Annotated in this window: 17 protein-coding genes; 9 read left to right on the forward strand and 8 right to left on the reverse strand. The window is 62.4% G+C overall.

The window, feature by feature from the left end; translation table 11 throughout:
* Positions 1 to 292 precede the first annotated feature (292 nt).
* From BLX42_RS17570 to BLX42_RS17610, 9 genes are all read left to right on the forward strand, one after another.
* Positions 293 to 1,936 (forward strand): acetolactate synthase large subunit, encoded by a 1,644-nt coding sequence (locus tag BLX42_RS17570; protein ID WP_039604766.1) that lies wholly within the window; start codon positions 293 to 295, stop codon positions 1,934 to 1,936.
* Positions 1,937 to 1,998: 62 nt separating this feature from the next.
* Complete coding sequence (locus tag BLX42_RS17575; protein ID WP_144415498.1) at positions 1,999 to 2,295, forward strand: hypothetical protein; 297 nt, start codon at positions 1,999 to 2,001, stop codon at positions 2,293 to 2,295.
* Between the two features lie 148 nt (positions 2,296 to 2,443).
* Positions 2,444 to 3,340 (forward strand): nitrilase family protein, encoded by an 897-nt coding sequence (locus BLX42_RS17580; protein WP_161872276.1) that lies wholly within the window; start codon positions 2,444 to 2,446, stop codon positions 3,338 to 3,340.
* A 10-nt stretch (positions 3,341 to 3,350) separates the two neighbouring features.
* Complete coding sequence (locus BLX42_RS17585) at positions 3,351 to 4,505, forward strand: hypothetical protein (RefSeq protein ID WP_161872277.1); 1,155 nt, start codon at positions 3,351 to 3,353, stop codon at positions 4,503 to 4,505.
* Positions 4,502 to 5,491, forward strand: coding sequence for an asparaginase (locus tag BLX42_RS17590; RefSeq protein ID WP_046787485.1), 990 nt, complete (start codon positions 4,502 to 4,504; stop codon positions 5,489 to 5,491). Before BLX42_RS17585 ends, BLX42_RS17590 begins: the two co-directional genes overlap by 4 nt.
* Before the next feature lie 91 nt (positions 5,492 to 5,582).
* A complete protein-coding gene (locus BLX42_RS17595; protein WP_119688380.1) occupies positions 5,583 to 6,137 on the forward strand; it encodes a UPF0149 family protein in 555 nt (184 codons plus the stop codon).
* A gap of 174 nt (positions 6,138 to 6,311) precedes the next feature.
* Entirely contained in the window at positions 6,312 to 6,935 is a 624-nt protein-coding gene (locus BLX42_RS17600; protein WP_161872278.1) for a glutathione S-transferase family protein, read from the forward strand.
* A 27-nt stretch (positions 6,936 to 6,962) separates the two neighbouring features.
* Positions 6,963 to 8,993: a pyridoxamine 5'-phosphate oxidase family protein gene (locus BLX42_RS17605; protein ID WP_161872279.1), complete on the forward strand. Its 2,031-nt coding sequence runs from the start codon at positions 6,963 to 6,965 to the stop codon at positions 8,991 to 8,993.
* A gap of 51 nt (positions 8,994 to 9,044) precedes the next feature.
* Complete coding sequence (locus BLX42_RS17610) at positions 9,045 to 9,941, forward strand: LysR family transcriptional regulator (RefSeq protein WP_046787481.1); 897 nt, start codon at positions 9,045 to 9,047, stop codon at positions 9,939 to 9,941.
* A 2-nt stretch (positions 9,942 to 9,943) separates the two neighbouring features.
* On the opposite strand, the gene BLX42_RS17615 is transcribed toward BLX42_RS17610, so the two are convergent.
* From BLX42_RS17615 to BLX42_RS17650, 8 genes are all read right to left on the reverse strand, one after another.
* The gene (locus BLX42_RS17615) at positions 9,944 to 10,861 is read right to left on the reverse strand and encodes an aldose 1-epimerase (protein ID WP_161872280.1); all 918 of its coding nucleotides are present in this window, start codon (positions 10,859 to 10,861) and stop codon (positions 9,944 to 9,946) included.
* 24 nt (positions 10,862 to 10,885) lie between these two features.
* Positions 10,886 to 11,806, reverse strand: a complete 921-nt coding sequence (locus tag BLX42_RS17620) for a DMT family transporter (RefSeq protein ID WP_115273008.1) — start codon at positions 11,804 to 11,806, stop codon at positions 10,886 to 10,888.
* Positions 11,807 to 11,965: 159 nt separating this feature from the next.
* Positions 11,966 to 13,246, reverse strand: coding sequence for a TRAP transporter large permease (locus BLX42_RS17625; protein ID WP_046787478.1), 1,281 nt, complete (start codon positions 13,244 to 13,246; stop codon positions 11,966 to 11,968).
* On the reverse strand, positions 13,247 to 13,774 hold the full coding sequence (locus tag BLX42_RS17630; RefSeq protein ID WP_115273007.1) for a TRAP transporter small permease: 528 nt from the start codon (positions 13,772 to 13,774) through the stop codon (positions 13,247 to 13,249).
* A gap of 68 nt (positions 13,775 to 13,842) precedes the next feature.
* Positions 13,843 to 14,814 carry a TRAP transporter substrate-binding protein gene (locus BLX42_RS17635; RefSeq protein WP_012313102.1) on the reverse strand — a complete coding sequence of 324 codons (972 nt, stop codon included), beginning with the start codon at positions 14,812 to 14,814 and terminating at the stop codon, positions 13,843 to 13,845.
* A 65-nt stretch (positions 14,815 to 14,879) separates the two neighbouring features.
* A complete protein-coding gene (locus tag BLX42_RS17640; RefSeq protein WP_046787476.1) occupies positions 14,880 to 15,758 on the reverse strand; it encodes an SMP-30/gluconolactonase/LRE family protein in 879 nt (292 codons plus the stop codon).
* A gap of 26 nt (positions 15,759 to 15,784) precedes the next feature.
* On the reverse strand, positions 15,785 to 16,591 hold the full coding sequence (locus BLX42_RS17645; protein ID WP_125925141.1) for an NAD(P)-dependent oxidoreductase: 807 nt from the start codon (positions 16,589 to 16,591) through the stop codon (positions 15,785 to 15,787).
* Positions 16,592 to 16,874: 283 nt separating this feature from the next.
* Positions 16,875 to 18,103, reverse strand: a 1,229-nt coding sequence (locus BLX42_RS17650; RefSeq protein WP_256672023.1) for an OprD family porin, incomplete at its 5' end; no start/stop codon positions are given.

Below are 18,103 nucleotides of genomic sequence, written 5' to 3' on the forward strand. Positions count from 1 at the left end.
ATCGTCAAGATTCATTTCGCAAAACCCCTATCTGCGCAAGCAGGTAGGGGTTTTGTCTTTCCGATATTCGCACACCTTTCTCCAGGCAAAGATGTTTTGTCCCTCTCGCACCTGCGCAAACGCGCCGAAGGGTGCGACAATTATTCCTGTTCGTTTACGTGACTTTGCCCTGCCCAAGCTGCGTCAAGGCTTAGGTTCGGGGCATCCTCGCGCCCGAACATAGCGATGCCAGCGTGCCGTGCTGCGCATTTCTGGACCTTCACCGTCCTATACAACTGAGGTTACAAGCAAGATGGCCAAGGCCGCCGATGTCGTTGTGCAATGCCTGGAAAACGAAGGTGTCGAGTATGTGTTCGGCATTCCTGGTGAGGAAAACCTCGACCTGCTGGAATCCCTGCGCAAGTCGAAGATCAAGCTGGTACTGACCCGCCACGAGCAGTCTGCGGGCTTCATGGCAGCCACCTATGGCCGCCTGACCGGCAAGACCGGCGTCAGCCTGTCGACCCTGGGCCCTGGCGCGACCAACCTGGTAACTGCCAGTGCGTACGCCTACCTGGGCGGTATGCCGATGATGATGATTACCGGCCAGAAGCCGATCAAGAAGTCCAAGCAGGGCCGTTTCCAGATCATCGATGTGTGCGGCATGATGGACCCCATCACCAAGTACACCCACCAGTTTGCCTCGGCCGACAACATCCCTTCGCGCATGCGTGAAGCGTTCCGCCTGGCCGAAGAAGAAAAACCGGGCGCCGTGCACCTGGAGCTGCCGGAAGACATCGCTGCCGAGCAGACCGATGCCATGCCGATCCCGCGCAGCCTGCACCGCCGTCCACTGGCCGAGCACGTGGCCATCGAAGCTGCCATCGAGAAACTGCGCACCGCCCGCAGCCCTATCCTGGTGATTGGTGCCGGCGCCAACCGCAAGATGACCGCCAAGGTCCTCAAGCAACTGGTCGATAAGACCGGTATCCCGTTCGTCACCACTCAGCTGGGCAAGGGTGTGGTTGACGAGCGCAGCCCGCGCTTCCTGGGTAACGCTGCGTTGTCGTCCGGTGATTTCGTGCACCGTGCGATCGAAGCGGCTGACCTCATCGTCAACATCGGCCATGATGTGATCGAGAAGCCGCCGTTCTTCATGGTCCGTGGCGGCACCGAAGTCATTCATATCAACTTCCGTTCCGCCGAAGTCGACGCCGTGTACTTCCCGCAGGTAGAAGTGATCGGCGACATCGCCAACGCCGTCTGGCAGATCGCTGAAGGCCTGGGCGACACCTCGCACTGGGACTTCACCCGCCTCATGGCGATTCGTGAAGCCAACGAAGCCCAGATCGCCGAAGGCGGCGACGATGACCGCTTCCCGGTCTACCCTCAGCGCCTGGTTGCCGACATCCGTCGTGTACTGCCGTCCGAAGGTATCGTCGCCCTGGACAACGGCATCTACAAGATCTGGTTCGCGCGCAACTACAAGGCCCACAAGCCCAACACCGTACTGCTCGATAACGCCCTGGCGACCATGGGCGCCGGCCTGCCGTCGGCCATGGCAGCGCACCTGGTGTACCCGGACCGCCCGGTGATCTCGGTGTGTGGCGACGGCGGCTTCATGATGAACAGCCAGGAGCTGGAAACCGCAGTCCGTCTGGGCATGCACGTTACCGTGGTGATCCTGCGTGACGATGGCTACGGCATGATCCGCTGGAAGCAGGCCAACATGGGCTTCACCGATTTCGGCCTGGACTACGGCAACCCGGACTTCGTCAAGTACGCCGAAGCCTACGGTGCCAATGGCCACCGCGTGGAAAGCGCCGAAGGTTTGCTGCCGCTGCTCGAGCACTGCATCAAGACCCCGGGCGTGCACGTGATCGACTGCCCGGTCGATTACAGCGAGAACGACCGCATCCTCAACAGCGAGCTGCGTGAGCGCGCGCTGGCGGTGTAAGCCTTAAGGCCCGATCGCCGGCAAGCCGGCTCCCACGGGAATATCACTGGTCTCTTTGGCCAGTGATTGGCAAGTGGGGCGGTTTGCCGGCGATCAGGCTCTACAGAGCAGGGCCTGCGCTCGTTGGCGCGCATATATTCACCACCGCTCAGATCTCGCTATTCACCATTCAGGTTCTCAAGCCCCATGGAGAACACGAGAACATGACGATTGGATCGTCATACAACCACCCCGCCAACCTGGCCATTGAGCCTCCTTCAACCTCGCAACCTTGGGCTGCGCTTCCCGAAACCACCAGACCTTTTGTTTGGATGATCGATTTCACCTTTGATCACTACCCGCATTATCAGATGCTGTAGGTAATGGAATTCGTGGCTATCAGGTAGATAAGTCTTACCGGAGGTCTTCGCTTTTCCCACAGGTCTGTGGGAGTGCGCTGACTGTCGCTCCCCAGCCTGACCCCGTTTTACTGGCGCTCTTCCACAACAACCAAAAAAGGAAGCCGCCATGTCCGAACTATGCCTCCCCATAAGCCCGGTAAAAATCGCCGTCATTCAGTACGACCCTCAGGTTGGGCTAGACAATCGCGATGGCAACCTGAAACACGGGTTGGCCCTGGCCCGGCGAGCTGCTCGCGAAGGTGCCAACCTGATTGTGCTGCCTGAACTGGCAAACACCGGTTATACCTTTCAGTCGCGTGCCGAAGCCTATGCTCATGCCCAGACGTTACAGGACGGGCCCAGCCTCCAGGCGTGGGCGGACTTTGCGCAGGAACAACAGGTTTATCTGGCCGCAGGCTTCGCGGAACGCGATGGTCTGAAACTCTATGACAGTGCAGTGCTGTTCGGGCCTGAGGGGATGCTTGGGCATTACCGCAAGGCCCACCTGTGGAATCAGGAAAAGTTGTGGTTCACCCCCGGCGACCTGGGCTTCCCAGTCTTCGAAACGCCCATCGGGCGTATAGGTTTGTTGATCTGTTGGGATATCTGGTTTCCCGAGGTCCCACGCCTGATGGCGACGCAAGGTGCCGACATCCTCTGCAGCCTGAACAACTGGGTATGGACGCCACCACCGCTGTTCGATGCTGCCGGACGTTGCATGGCTTCATACCTCACCATGACGGCAGCACACGTCAACAATGTCTATATCGCCGCCGCCAACCGAATCGGTAGCGAGCGGGGAGGCCGTTTTCTGGGTTGTTCGCTGATCGCCGGGACCAACGGATGGCCCATCGGTGAAACGGCCAGTGCAGATCACGAAACCATCCTCTATGCCGATGTCGATCTCAGCGCAGCCCGTTCGGCGCCAATCTGGAACAGCCTCAACGATTTGCCGCGAGACCGGCGTACAGATCTTTACGACGCCACGCTCGGCTATCGCATGCATGCACCGATGCCACGCTGAGGAGACGGAAATGAAGGTTAAACTCATTTCGCCTCAGCAATTGATCCCAGCATTGATGCTGGCCAGCCTGACAGTATTGCTGGCTGCCAGCCTGGTGCTTGGTCAATGGCCGGATTATGCACAGTGGACTGCGACACTGGATCAGCCACTGAGCCGCCTGCGCTGGATAGTCGCAGACATCAGCGAAGTCACTTTTTACAAGCATGAACTACCCGCCCTCGGTTTGCTGCTCGGCGCTTGCCTGGCGCATTGGGCCTATATCCGTGGCTACCGTTGCCAGGGCTTCGCCATCTGTTATGGCAGTGGCTTGTGGCCCTGGGTTTTCATCAGCTCGCTGCTTGGCTTGCTGCTCAGTCATGCCTTGTGGGGCTGGACCTTGGCCAGTGGCGCCTGGCAACCCACTTTCGTCGCCTTCGTCTCGCTGCCTGCTGCCATGGTTCTGCTGTTTGGTGGCGGCTGGCAGGTGACGATCACCGGTGCGGTGTTGGGCGCACTGCTGGTAGCACCAGCCAGCCTGTTGCTGGTCAATTACCTGTGCTACCCCCTGCAGTTGCCTGCCGTGATCGGCAATGTCAGCGGGATGGCTGTAGCAAGCGTGATGGCTTTCATGCTGTGCAGGCGCTTTCCATCGCTGGTCGAGCGCGGCCGCAGGCCCGAGACGTTGCAGGCTGTTGCGCCAAACCCGGACTATGGCGTGGTCTGGTCACTCAGGCGAGTTTTGGCCGATTTCAGCGAAGGGCCATTTTTCGGAAATGAACTGGCCAGTCTGGGGCTCTTGCTGGGTGTGCTGGCCGCCTACATGCTAGCGCCCGCTGCACCCGCCTATGGCTCGCAACTGGTTGTTCAGCTGGTGGCCGGGCAGGGGTTGTCTTCACTGGTTGGTGTAGTGATCTGGCGTCGCCAGTGGCAAGCGCGTGGCTGGTATCCCACCTACATTCCCATTGTGTCGGTTGTTCCTGCCGCGGTGCTGACCCATGGCGGTAGCTGGCAGGTGGTCATGCTCAGCGCAGTATTGGGCGCGCTGATCGCACCGCCGTTGGCTGTGGCCATCAGCCAACGGTTACCGAGCCATATGCATGGCTATATCGGTAACGTTCTATCCATGGCCATCAGTACATTAGGTATCGTGCCGCTGGTCGGGCTTGTTACGGGAGTTGGCGTATGACGGAAGTTGAAAATTTGCCTCGCTTGTCGATTGCCAGCCTGGGAGGAACAGCCAGCATGCAGGCTGATGCATCAGGGCGGGGGGTGACGCCAAGTCTCGACTGTGAGAGGCAATTGGCCTCGTTACCCCAATTGCGCGAGATGGCGCACCTTGAAGTGGCCACGCTGTGTCTGGTCCCTAGTGCCTCACTGAGTTTCGTGATGCTTCTGGATGTGCTGGCCTGGGCTCGCGCTGAAATCGAAGGTGGCTCGCAGGCAGTGATACTCACTCAGGGGACCGATACGCTGGAGGAGACGGCGTACTTTTTCAACCTGCTCTGGCCTTTCGACGCACCGCTGGTGCTCACCGGTGCAATGCGCCCGCCCAGCCAGCCGGGGAGCGATGGGCCGGCCAATCTGCTGGCGGCGACGCAGGTAGCTCTGGCTCACGCTAGCAGGGGAAGAGGTGCGCTGGTAGTGATCAACGACCAGATCCACTGCGCAACACGGGTACGCAAGACTGCCAGCCTATCGATGGCCGCGTTCGAGTCGCCTGGCAGTGGCCCCGTTGGTGAACTCGTAGAAGGCTTGGCGGTTTATCGTCAACCGCCTTGCCCGCGCAGGGTGCTACCGCTCCCCGAACGCGTCGGGCATCGGGTTGCGCTGCTGGAAGCTTGCCTGGATGCAGACACAACCTTGCTGCAGGCTGTTGCGGCCTTTGGCTTCGAGGGGCTGGTCATATCCGGGTTTGGTGCCGGGCACGTTTCCAGCGCCTGGTCCGATGTGTTGGGTGAGCTGGCGGCGAAGCTGCCGGTGATTGTCGCTACCCGCACCGGAAGTGGTACCACCGCTCGGGCCACCTATGGTTTTGCGGGTGCCGAGATCGACTTGCAGTCCAAAGGCGTACACATGGCCGGACAACTCTGCCCGCGCAAGTGTCGAATATTGTTGTGGCTGCTACTCGGCACGGGGCAACAGTCGTCGCTGTGCACCTGGCTACCCCAATAGGGTAACTGCCCGCAGCTCTGTGGCTGTGGGCAGCCCTTGATCCGTCGCTGTGATAGGGTGCACACACTTTTGCTTTTCAGGATGTGCAACCATGCTCCCCCCCCTCAGCGAAAAAGAACTCCACCGCCTCGAAGACCTGCTGATCACCTACGGCAACGACTATTCGGTACTCAACCTTGCCGAGCTCAACGGCTTTTTCACCGGCCTGGCCAGCTCGCCGTCGCGGGTCAACCCTGAGCAGTGGTTGCCTGCGGTCGCCGGTGGCAAGGTGCCGAAGTTCAAGAAGCCTGCCCATGAAGAAGCCTATACGGCACTGATGCTGCGCTATGCCCACCAGGTGGCGGAACAGCTTGCGCAGAACGTCGACGGCTTCGAGCCGGTGTTCGAAGAAAGTGAAAGCGAGGAAGGGCCGGCGATCATCATGGAAGAGTGGTGCTTTGGCTACATGCGCGCTACCCAGATCGCACAATGGGGCGACCTTCCGCCCGAGCAGGATCAATTGCTCAAGGCAATTTCGCTGCACGGGCTGGAGGATAACTTCGAGCTGCTCGATACCATGAGTTTCGATGAGCTGCAGGCCTGCGTGCCACATGTGGTCGCAGCGGCGAAGGGCTTGTATCGGTATCAGAAGCAGCAGCGCCACTGACCCGATGGGGCGGGGCCCTTTTGGGTCTGCCCCGCCCACGGGCCTTGGGTACCCAGCGATTATTTCGCATCGCGAAATTATGATCTTCCCCCAGCACTGATTCTGCAACTCAGCGATTCAGCGCAGCATGTGCTCCACCAGCACCACGCCGGTGCCGACCCTGGAGCACAGACCATGATCAAACTCTACAACTTCCCCAAGTCCGGCCATGCCCATCGCATCGAGCTGATGTTGTCGCTGCTGGACCTGCCCACCGAACTGGTGTTCGTGGACCTGGCCAAGGGCGCGCACAAGCAGCCGGAATTCCTCGCCCTCAACCCCCTCGGCCAGGTGCCGGTGATCGATGACAACGGTACTGTCATTGCCGACTCCAACGCCATCCTCGTCTACCTGGCCAGCACGTACGACAAAGCCGGCCATTGGCTGCCCCATGACCCGGTCACCGCCGCCCGTGTGCAACGCTGGTTGTCCACCGCCGCAGGGCCGCTCGCCTTCGGCCCGGCCGCTGCCCGTCTGGTTACCGTGTTTGGCGCCTCATTCAACACCGACGAAGTCATCGGTCGCGCCCACGCCTTGCTCAAGGTGATGGACCGCGAACTGGCCGAGTCGCCATTCCTGGTGGGCGACCAGCCGACCATCGCTGATGTGGCCAACTACTCCTACATCGCCCATGCCCCCGAGGGCAACGTCTCGCTGGAGCCGTACCCCAACGTACGCGCCTGGCTGGCACGCATCGAAGCGCTGCCAGGCTTCGTCGCCATGCCACGTACCGCCGTAGGCCTGCAAGCCAACGCCTGAGCCGCAATCCAACCGAGGAACGCCGCCATGCAACAAACCCCTGACCCTCGACCCTCGCCCTGGCACGTTGGCGAAAAACGGCTGCAGGAGCAGGCCGGTGTGGCGCAGCGCATGGAGGTGTTCGGGCAGAAGGTCATCCGTGACTACATGCCCGACCAGCACCGCGAGTTCTACCGGCAACTGCCGTTCCTGGTCGCAGGCGCCGTGGACGCCCAGGGCAAACCGTGGGCGACGCTGCTTGAAGGCCTCGAAGGCTTCGTCAGCTCGCCCGACCCACGGCAATTGCTGATCGACACCCACCTCGCCAGCGACGACCCGGCAACGCCAGGCCTGGGCGCAGGCGGTGCTGTAGGCCTGCTCGGCATCGAGTTGCACAGCCGCCGGCGCAACCGCATCAACGGGCTTATCCAGCAAGGGAGCGGTGGCCCGCTGGCGGTGATGGTGGAGCATGCCTTCGGCAATTGTCCCCAGTACATTCAGCTGCGCGCTTACACGCGTGTCGATGAGCCGCCGCAGGGCAGGCTGGACTCCAGCGTACTGGATACCCACGCAGTGACGATGATCGAGCAGGCAGACACCTTCTTCGTCGCCAGCTACATTGACCACCAAGACGGCCATCGCGCTGTGGATGTCTCGCACCGCGGCGGCCGGGCCGGGTTCGTCAAGGTCGACGGCAACCGCCTGACCATCCCCGACTATGCCGGCAACTTGCACTTCAATACCCTCGGCAACCTGTTGGAAAATCCGCAGGCAGGGTTGTTGTTCGTCGATTTCAGCAACGGCAACGTGCTGCAAGTGACGGGGCGCACCGAGATTTTGCTCGACAGCCCGCTGATCAAAGACTTCGACGGCGCCGAGCGGCTATGGACGCTTCAGGTCGAACACATCGTGCTGCGCCGGGCTGGCGTGTCGCTACGCTGGGCCTTTGAGGAATACGCACCGACCAGCCTGATGACCGGGACCTGGGCCGAGGTCGAGCAGCGCCGGCAGCAGCGCGAGCGGCAGCGCCAATGGCTGGCCTGGCGTGTTGAGCGGGTGGTGCAGGAGAGCCAGGACATCCGCTCGTTCTACCTGGCGGCCGATGTGCCGGTAACCTTTGCTCCAGGCCAGCACATTCCTGTGCGTCTCTCGCTGGGTGGCGACACGCCGTTGATTCGCACCTACAGCCTGTCCTGCGCGCCATCGGACGGCCACCTGCGCATCAGCGTCAAGGCCCAGGGTGCGGCTTCGCGGTATTTGCACGAACAGGTCGGCGTGGGCGACCTGCTCGACGTGCGGCTGCCCATGGGCAGTTTTACCCTGGACGGCGACAGTACAAGGCCCATCGTGCTGATTGGTGCAGGCGTAGGTATTACCCCGCTGATCGCCATGTTGCGCGAGCAGCTGGCCCGGCAGCAGACGCGGCGGATTCACCTGTTCCACGGCGCCCGCCGCCTCGCTGACTTGCCATTTCAGCAGGAACTGGCCGCGTTGTCCGAGCAGGCAGGTGGCCTGTTGAGTGTGCATCGCTCCCTAAGCCAGCCGGAGGACGACGCAGTGCCAGGACGCGACTATGAACATGCCGGGCGCCTGGCGATCGAGCAGGTGAAAGCGAAGCTGGCGCTGGATGACTATGACTTCTACCTGTGTGGGCCGGCCAGCTTTACCCAGGACCTGTATGAAGGGTTACGCGCCATACACGTGCCGGACAAGCGCATTCATGCAGAAGCCTTCGGCCCGTCGACGCTCAGGCGTCATACCGATGACAACCAGCCGACGCTGCAGCAGCCACCGGCTGCCAGCGAGCCAGTGCCTGTGTACTTTGCCAGCTCGGCCAAGGAGGCGCGCTGGGCACCGGGCGGTGGTACCTTGCTCGAACTTGCCGAAGCCCGTGGGTTGTCGCCGGACTTCAGCTGCCGGGGCGGTTCGTGCGGCACCTGCAAGACCAAGGTGGTGAGCGGGCAGGTGCATTACCCGAACCCGCCTGCCCAGATGCCGGAAGCGGGGACAGTGCTGATCTGCTGCGCGGTGCCGGGCAAAGCGCAGGAGGGCGGGCAGGCGCTGGTACTGGATATTTGATGCTGCCTGCAGATAGCAGATAATCTCTACCCACGATACTCAGGAGCCGGCATGGACCAGATCCACCTGATGAAGGTGTTCGTCGCGGTAGGCGAGCTGGAAAGCTTCGCTGCTGCCGCCCGCCGTCTGGACATCTCGCCCGCTGCAGTAACCCGCGCGGTCAGCGCGCTTGAGGACATGCTCGGCGTCAAACTGCTGCTACGTACCACGCGCAGCGTGCGCCTGACCCAGGCGGGTGGCCGCTATCTGGAGGACACCCGCCACATCCTCGCCAGCATCTCTGAGGCCAACGAGGCCGCCGCCGGCATCAACGCCACGCCCAAAGGCGAACTGGCCGTCACCGCGCCCATCCTGTTCGGCAAGAAATTCGTCATGCCGAGCATCGTGCGTTATCTGCAGCGGTACCCCGAGGTGGACGTATCCGCCTACTTCCTCGACCGCATCGTCAACATGGTCGAGGAGGGCATGGACGTTGCGGTGCGTATCGGTCCGCTGCCCGACTCCGGCCTCAAGGCCCTGCGCGTAGGCAGGGTCAGGCGCATGCTCTGCGCCTCGCCTGAATACCTGGCGCGCCATGGTGTGCCGCAGCACCCCTCGGACTTGCCGGCGCATGCGGTGATCGCCACCACCAACCTCTCGCCGCGTGCCGGTTGGCGCTTCGGCGTGACGGACGAACCGACCCTGGTGCGCATCAAGCCCAGGCTCACCGTGACCAGCAACGACGGTGCGATCGCAGCGGCGGTGGGCGGGCTGGGGATTGCTCGGTTGCTGTCCTATCAGGTGGTGGACGAGATCGCCAGCGGGCAGTTACAGGTGCTACTGGCCGACTATGAGGAAGCCCCATGGCCGATCCATGTGCTGCACCGCGAAAGCAAGCATGGTTCGGCCAAGGTGCGCATGTTCGTCGACCTGCTGGCGCATGAGCTGCGGGCCCAAGGGCTGGACTGAAGTCATCCTGCCTTCGGTTCGCCCGGTTGCGGTCGCTCGCTGACAACCGTCTGGATCGCCTGGTACTCCAGGCTGAACCCCAGGCTCATTTCTTCACCCTGGCGCAACAAGCGCAAACCCGGTTGCCCCGGCAGGTGATGGGCATTGATTGGATGGCTGACCGGTTCAAAGCAGAAGAACGGCTTGTCCTGGGGGCAGAACAGCAAGAAATGCTCGGCGCCGTCGGCGCTGCATACCAGTCGATAACCGGCCCCGGGTTGCTCGATCACGCAGTCCCCGGCCCACCCGCCGAACGCATGGTCGACCACGGTGCCCGGCAGGCAGGCCGGTGCATCGAAGCACCAGTCTTGAGGCACCGCTGCCGTGTACGACGGCAACCGCCCCTCTTCGGCCAGCCACACGTGCTGCGCTGCTGCCTGCAGGCGGGTGTCAGGGTAGCGCGGGAAGTAAGGATGCAACCCCAGTCCATACCAGGTAGCGGGCTCATCCAGATGCGTTACCTGCAGGTCAAGCCTCAGGCGGCCTTCATGCAAATGCACATCCAGTACCGCCCGGTAGGCGAACGGCACGCTGCTCTGGAGCGTCAGCCTTGCACTTCGCTCACTGTGATGAGCCACCTGCCAGGCCTGCTGCCAGGCGGTGCCATGGATCGGATACGGGTCGTGTGCGGTGTTGGGCGCCAGGGCCAGCCAACCCTCGGGCCTTGCAAAACCACCCTCGGCAATACGGTTGGACCAGGGCGCCAACGGGTAGCACCCCAGCTGGCGCGGTGTACCGCTGGCCAGCGCTGCCTGATCGGTATGGCGCAACAGCGCCTGCCCGGTCGCCTTCACCTCCCAGTTAATCAGGCTGGCGCCCAGCTCGGGCGCCAGGGTCAGGCGGGTCAGGCGGTCTTGCAGCTGCAGTTCGGTGACAGCCATCAGCGGCTCCTTTCACAAAGCGGGTCAGCTGGCCCGACGATAGGTCAGCAGCACGATGCCGCACACCACCACGGCGGCGCCGACCAATTGCCAGGTGCCCAGGCGCTGATCCAGCAACGCCCAGCCCAGCAGCAACGTGGCGATGGGCTCGATATTCATCACTGGCGCGTTCTGCGCCATGTTCAGCCGTGGCACACAGACGAACAGCAAGGTGAAGGCCACGCCATACAGCACCACCAGGCTGGCCAAGGCCGTCCAGCCGCTGGCGCTGGCCGGCAGCGACAACCCCGAGGGCATCACCCCGCTGGCCCCCGCCACCAGCATGCTGGCGAACACGATCAGCAGGGTCAGCAAGCTGCGCACCGGGCCGCGAACGGCAGCCAGTTTGTGGTCGGTGATCCACAACGCGCAGGCGAACACGCAGGCGGCGCAGAACGAAAGGCCCACACCCAGTAGCCAGTGCGGGTTGGCCTCACCGTTATCGGCCAGGCGCCCAGGTACATCCAGCGCCAGCACCAGGCCACACAGGATCAGCCCCATGAACAGCACGGTGCGGCCGGTCGGGCGAGCGCCGCCCAGCGCCCAGGTGAGCAGCGCCAGCAGCATCGGAAAGGTGTTGCCTACCAGCAGCGCCAAGGCAACCGGAATGCGCGCCACGGCCGAGTACAGGCACAGGCTCTGGGTAGCGATCAACAGGCCCAACAGCAATTGCCAGTGCCGCGTGCCAGCCGGCAGGCTCAGCGGTTGGCGCTGCCACAGCACCAGGCTGGCCAGCACCAGGAAGGTGATGCCGGAACGACAGAGGATGGCCAACAGCACGCCGGTGTCGTCATCGAAGGCGATGCGCGCGGCAATGTGGTTGCCGGCGAACGAGCAGGCCAGCAGCGCCAGTAGCGCGACCGCCAGCTTGCGCGGGAAAAGGGAGACAGAAGCAGCGACAGCCATGTGCATGATCCATTTGCAGGTGTGTTCAGGAGGCTGTTGCGCAGCCCATCGCTGGCAAGCCAGCTCCCACTGGTTTTGCATTGGCCTTCAGATCGGCGTTGTCCCAGTGGGAGCCGGCTTGCCGGCGATGGGCCGCCCGGCGGCCCCGGATGAGCGCCGTTACAGCACGACGCTCGGCAGCCACAGCGAGATGGCCGGGATATAGGTGACCGCGATGAGCACCAGGAACAGCGCAATGTAGAACGGCAGCAGCGCCTTCACCGTCGATTCGATGCTCACCTTGCCGATGGCCGAGCCGACGAACAGCACCGCACCTACCGGTGGCGTGATCAACCCGATGCCCAGGTTCACCAGCATGATCATGCCGAAGTGCACCGGGTCCACACCGATGCCGGTGATCACGGGCAGCAGGATCGGCGTCAGGATCAGGATCAGCGGCGCCATGTCCATCACCGTGCCCAGCAGCAACAGCATGAAGTTGATGCACATCAGGATCACGTAGCGGTTGTCCGACAGGGTCAGGAACACTGTGGTGATCTTCGACGGGATCTGCATCAGCGTCATCACGTAGCCGAAGCTTGCAGCAAAGCCGATCAGGATCATCACGATCGAGATGGTCCGTACCGTACGGTGCATCAGCTTGGGCAGGTCGCGCCACTTGTAGTCGCGGTAGATGAACATGGTCACGAAGAACGACCAGACCACTGCCACGGCCGCTGATTCGGTGGCGGTGAACACGCCCGAGAGAATACCGCCAAGGATGATGACCATCGCCATCAGGCCCCACAGTGCTTCGCCGGCGATTTTCAGTGCCTGGCGCAGCGGGATCACTTCACCTTTGGGGTAGTTGCGCTTCTTGGCGAAGATCAGGCACAGGCCCATCATCACCGCGCTCAGCAGCAAGCCGGGCATGATCCCCGCGATGAACAGCGAGCCGATCGACACTGTGCCGCCCGCCGCCAGCGAGTACAGCACCGAGTTGTGGCTGGGCGGGGTGAGCAGTGCCTGCACCGAGCCGCTGACGGTCACTGCCGTGGAGAACTCGCGCGGGTAGCCCTTGCGCTCCATCTCGGGGATCAGTACCGAGCCTACAGACGCGGTGTCAGCCACCGACGAGCCGGAAATGGCGCCGAAGAAGGTCGAGGCCATGATATTGACCAGCGACAAACCGCCCCGTACGAAGCCCACCAGCACTCCGGCGAAGGCCACCAACCGCCGTGACATGCCACCTTCGGCCATGATTGCGCCAGCCAGCACGAAGAACGGAATGGCCAGCAGTGAAAACTTGTTAACCCCACTGGCGATCTGAATCATCATCGCCTGCAGCGGGATGTCGATCCACCAGGCGCCGATCAGCGCCGACAGGCCCAGGGCGAAAGCCACCGGCATGCCGATCAGGATGAGCACGATGAAACTGCCCAACAGAATGAACGCATCCATTTACGCAGCTCCTTCGTTTTCTTCCGCCAGATCGTAACGAACCACCTTGCGGTTGCTCTGATCGCCCAGCAGGAGTTTTTCCAGTACAAAAATCAAGGTCAGCAGACCACCGACCGGGATCGGCGCGTAGGTCATGCCCACCCGTACCCCAGGCAAAGAGGCCAGCGACTGGTTCCACGTGGTGATGCACAGCTTGATGCCGTAGTAGGTCATGAACACGCACACCAGGATCATCAGCACCTGCACCAGCAGTGCAACCAGCTGGCGCTGCAGCGGTGGCAGGCGGTCGGTGATCATCCCTACCGCCATGTGCGCGCCGGCCCGGTAGCTGGCGGCGGCACCGACGAAGGTGAACACCACCATCAGCAGGATCGACACTGGCTCAGGCCAGCTGGAGCCGGTACCCAGCACGTAGCGTGCAAAGATGCCCCAGGGAATGATCAGCGACATGGCCAGGATCGACAGGCCGGCGACCCAGATGCAGCTGCGATAGAGCGTGTCATTCACGCTCAGGAAAAGCGATTTCATAGGCATCACCAAAGCGGCAGGGCGGCGGGCGCCGCACTGCCGCGGTCAAACTTGGAAGGGGGCCGGTATTACTGGACGGCGTCGATACGCTTCATCAGGTCTGCGTACGGCGCACCGTACTTCTCGCGTACCGAAGCGGTAGCCTCGAAGAACGGTTTCTTGTCGACGCTGATGAACTCCACGCCCGCGGCCTTGAGTTTCTCTTCGCTGGCGGCAGTCTTGGCATCCCACAGCGCGCGCTCTTCCATCTGCGCTTCGCGCGCGACCTTCTTCACCAGCGCCTGCTGCTCAGGCGTGAGCTTGTTCCAGGTGGTCTTGGACATCACCACCGGCTCCGGCAGGATCAGATGGCCAGTGAGGGTGAAGTACTTGGCGCTCTGGTAGTGGTTGTGCTCGAGCAGGGTTGGCGGGTTGTTTTCGGCGCCATCGATCACGCCGGTCTGCAGGGCGCTGAAGATCTCGCCGGTGTCCATGGCGATGCCGTTGCCGCCCATGGCGTTCATCATGTCGATGAACAGCGGGTTGCCCTGCACGCGGATCTTCATGCCCTTGAGGTCTTCCAGGCTGCGCACCGGCTTCTTGGTATAGATGCTGCGCGAGCCGCCGTCCATCCACGCCAGGGCCACCAGGTTGAATTCGGAATTGGTGATCTTGTCGAGGATCTCCTGGCCGATATCGCCGTCGATGATCTTGCGCATGTGGTCATGGTCGCGGAACACGAACGGCATGTTGAACACGTTCACGTCCGGCACCACCGGGCCGACGATCCCCAGGCTGACGCGGGTCATCTGCACGGCACCGATCTGCGCCTGCTCGATGACTTCCTTTTCCGAGCCCAGGACGCCGCCGGGGAACATCTTGAAGGTGATCTCGCCATTGCTGGCGGCTTCGATCTTCTTGCCCATGTTCTGCTCGGCGACCACGGTCGGGTAACCGGCCGGGTGGATCTCGGCGAACTTGATGTCCAGCGCGTGGGCTGGCAGGGAGAGGCTGAAGGCGAACGGGAGTGCAGCAAGAAGCAGCTTGCGTTTGAAAGTCATGATGAAACTCCGTGGTTTTTATTATCCGGTTTCGGGCGTACGAGTGTGGTTGGCAGTACGGGTGTTCAGCCCCGGCAGGCAGGTTCCTCCAGGCCTTTGACGCCGAGTTCGAAGGCAAATACCCCACCAGCCAGCGGCTGGTCGCAGAGGTCGATGCCTGCGGGGCGGATCGAGGTGACGAACAGGGTGTCCAGGTTGGCGCCGCCGAAGGCGCACATCGCCGGCTTTTTCACCGGCACGTTGAGTGAGCGGTCAAGGCGGCCATCCGGCGTGAACCGGTGGATCTGACCGGCATCGTTGCCGCAGATCCAGTAGCAGCCGTCCTGGTCGATGGCAGCGCCGTCCGGGCGACCGGGGAAGGCGCGCATGTCGACGAACAGCCGCTTGTTGTGGGGTATGCCACTGTCGATGTCGTAGTCGAACACCCAGATCTTCTGCACGTCGGGGTGCGAGTCCGACAGGTACATGCGTGTGCCGTCGGGGCTGAAGGCCAGGCCATTGGGCACGATCATGCCGTCCTGCTGCAGGTGTAACTGGCCCTCGCCGTCATGCCGGTACAGCGCGCCGACCGTGGCGCCTTGCTGCATGTCCATCAACATGGTGCCGGCCCAGAAGCGGCCTTGGCGATCACAGCGCCCATCGTTGAAACGCATGCCGCTCTGGGCATGGTCGACGGCGCTGAGCAAGTGGCTGGCAAGGCTGCCATCGGCCCTGGTTTCAAGCTGGAAGATGCCGCTTTCCATGCCGGCGATCCAGCCCCGCTCAGTGCGCGCGATGCAGGCGAGCATCTCGTCGCCTTGCCAGGTCTGATGGGCACCATCGGGCTGCCAGCGATGCAGCTGGCGTGCGGGAATGTCGACCCAGTACAGGGCGTGTTCGGTGGGGTGCCACACGGGGCTTTCGCCGGTGCCGTTGCGGGCGTCGACGATCAGTTCGCAGTTCATGGCCGGGCCTCCTGGAGCACTGGGTGTCAGTTGAACGGTCCGGCTACGGCGAAGGCGCCGCCCTGATAGACCATGCTCGGGTCATCGGCGGCAGGTGCCGGCTGGGCCTCTACCACTTCGCGAAACACCTCGGAGGTGTCTTTAGGCTCGTAGCCCAGGTGCGCGGCATAGCGGTTGTCCCACCATACGGTGCGGTTGTCGGAGGCACCGTAGACAATGGTGTGGCCGACGTTGGGGGTGTTCAGCCCACGTTCGATGAGCTGGACCAGGTCGTCGTAGCTCAGCCAGGTGCACAACATGCGTGGGTTCTGTGGCTGGGGGAAGGACGAGCCAATGCGGATGCTGACGGTCTCGATGCCATAGCGGTCGAAGTAAAAGCTGGCCATATCCTCGCCGTAGCATTTGGACAACCCGTAGTAACTGTCGGGCCGGCGTGGAGCGTGAGCGTCGATGCGCTCGTCCTGGCGGTAGAAACCGATGGTGTGGTTGGAGCTGGCGAAGATGATGCGCTTGACCCCATGCTTGCGCGCCGCCTCGTAAACGTGGAAGACACCGCAGATGTTGGGGCCGAGGATGTCCTCGAAGGAGTGCTCGGTGGATACGCCGCCGAAATGGAGGATGGCGTCTACGCCTTCTACCAGTGCGTGGACGGCGGCCTTGTCGGCCAGGTCGCAGGTCACGACCTCTTCATGCGCACCCGCGGCAGGTGCCATCGGGCTGATATCGGAAAGGCGCAGGACCTCGGCGTAGCCTTGCAGGCGTTCGCGAAGGACCTTGCCCAGGCCGCCTGCGGCTCCGGTGAGCAGCAGGCGATTGAGGGGGGTAGTGGTCATGGCCGGCTCTATTTGTTAATTGTTGTAGGTTGTCGTATGACTGTGTTGATTATTGGCAGTGGGGTTGGCAGTTGTCAATGAGGCGTGTGCGGCTTTCGCCTGGTTTGGTGGTCAACTGTAGGAGCGGCCTTGTGTCGCGAAAGGGCTGCGCAGCGGCCCCAAAAACTTCGCAGGCGGCCCCATTGCCGGGGGCCGCTGCGCAGCCCTTTCGCGACACAAGGCCGCTCCTACGCCAGGCAATTGCCACACAAGGCCGTTGCCACAGGAAACGCGTTAGCCCGGGTTACAACAGCGACAGCGGGTAATTGAAGATCAACCGGTTCTCATCGAATTCGTTGTTGCTGTAGTCGCGCCGAATCGACGAGTTGCGCCATTTGACGCTCAAATCCTTGAACGCCCCGCTCTGGATCACATAGGCCAGCTCTGTTTCCCGCACCCACTCCTTGCCGTCGGTCACCGCCCCGGTATGCACGTCCTGCCCGCTGATGTAGCGGTTCATCAGCGTCAGCCCCGGCACCCCAACGGTGACGAAGTTGAAGTCATGACGCACCTGCCAGGAGCGCTCGTTGGCATTGTCGAAACTGGAGTTGTAGCTGTCGTTGGCCAAGGTGCCGCCGCTGGTGCCGTTGACCCTCATCCAGGTATCGCCATCGACCTTCTGCAGGCCCACCCAGAACGTGTTGCCGCCATACTTGGCCGAGAACATCCCCGAATACGTCTTGTTGTCCAGTTGCCCGGCCTTTTCGGAGCCGTCTTCGCCACCGTGGAAGTAACCGAGGTTGGCGCCGAAGGTCCAGCTGCCGACCGGCTGGCTGTGGCTCAGTTGCAGGTACTGCTGCTCATAGACGTCTTTGAGCACTGCGTTCCACAGCCCGACCAGCGTGCGGTCCTGGTTGAACTTGTATTCGCCACCGACGAAGTTGAAACGGTCCGAAAGGGCGCCGCCGTAGCTCATGTCGTCCATGCTGGCGTCGTTGCGCGGGCTGTTGCCGCGGAACTGCCCGCCGTACAGCGTCAGCCCGGCGATTTCGTTAGAGGTGACCTGCCCACCGCGGAAGGTCTGTGGCAGCGAGCGGCCATCGTCGGAACGCAGGATCGGCAGCACCGGCATCCACTCGCCGACCTTCAGTTCAGTCTTGGAAATCCGCGCCTTGCCCGCCACCGCCAGGCGCCCGAAGTCATCCGCCGGCTGCCCATCGTCATGGCGCGGCAGCAGGGCGGTGCCATAGGTGCCGCCACCGCCATCGAGCTTCACCGACCACATCCCCAGCACATCCACGCCGAAGCCGATCGGCCCTTCGGTGAACCCAGAGCGTGCATCGAGGATGAAGCTTTGCGTCCACTCCTCGGCCTTGCTCTGCGGGTTACTGGGGTTGGTGAAGTTGCGGTTGATATAGAAGTTGCGCAGGCCGAGCGTGGCTTTGGAATCTTCGATGAAGCCTGCGGCCACGCTGATGCCCGGCAAGCTCCCGATCATGCCGGCGCCCAGCAGGGCAAAGGGAAGGGTATGGC

Source organism: Pseudomonas sp. SG-MS2 (assembly GCF_009933855.1).
GTDB classification, from domain to species: domain Bacteria; phylum Pseudomonadota; class Gammaproteobacteria; order Pseudomonadales; family Pseudomonadaceae; genus Aquipseudomonas; species Aquipseudomonas putida_E.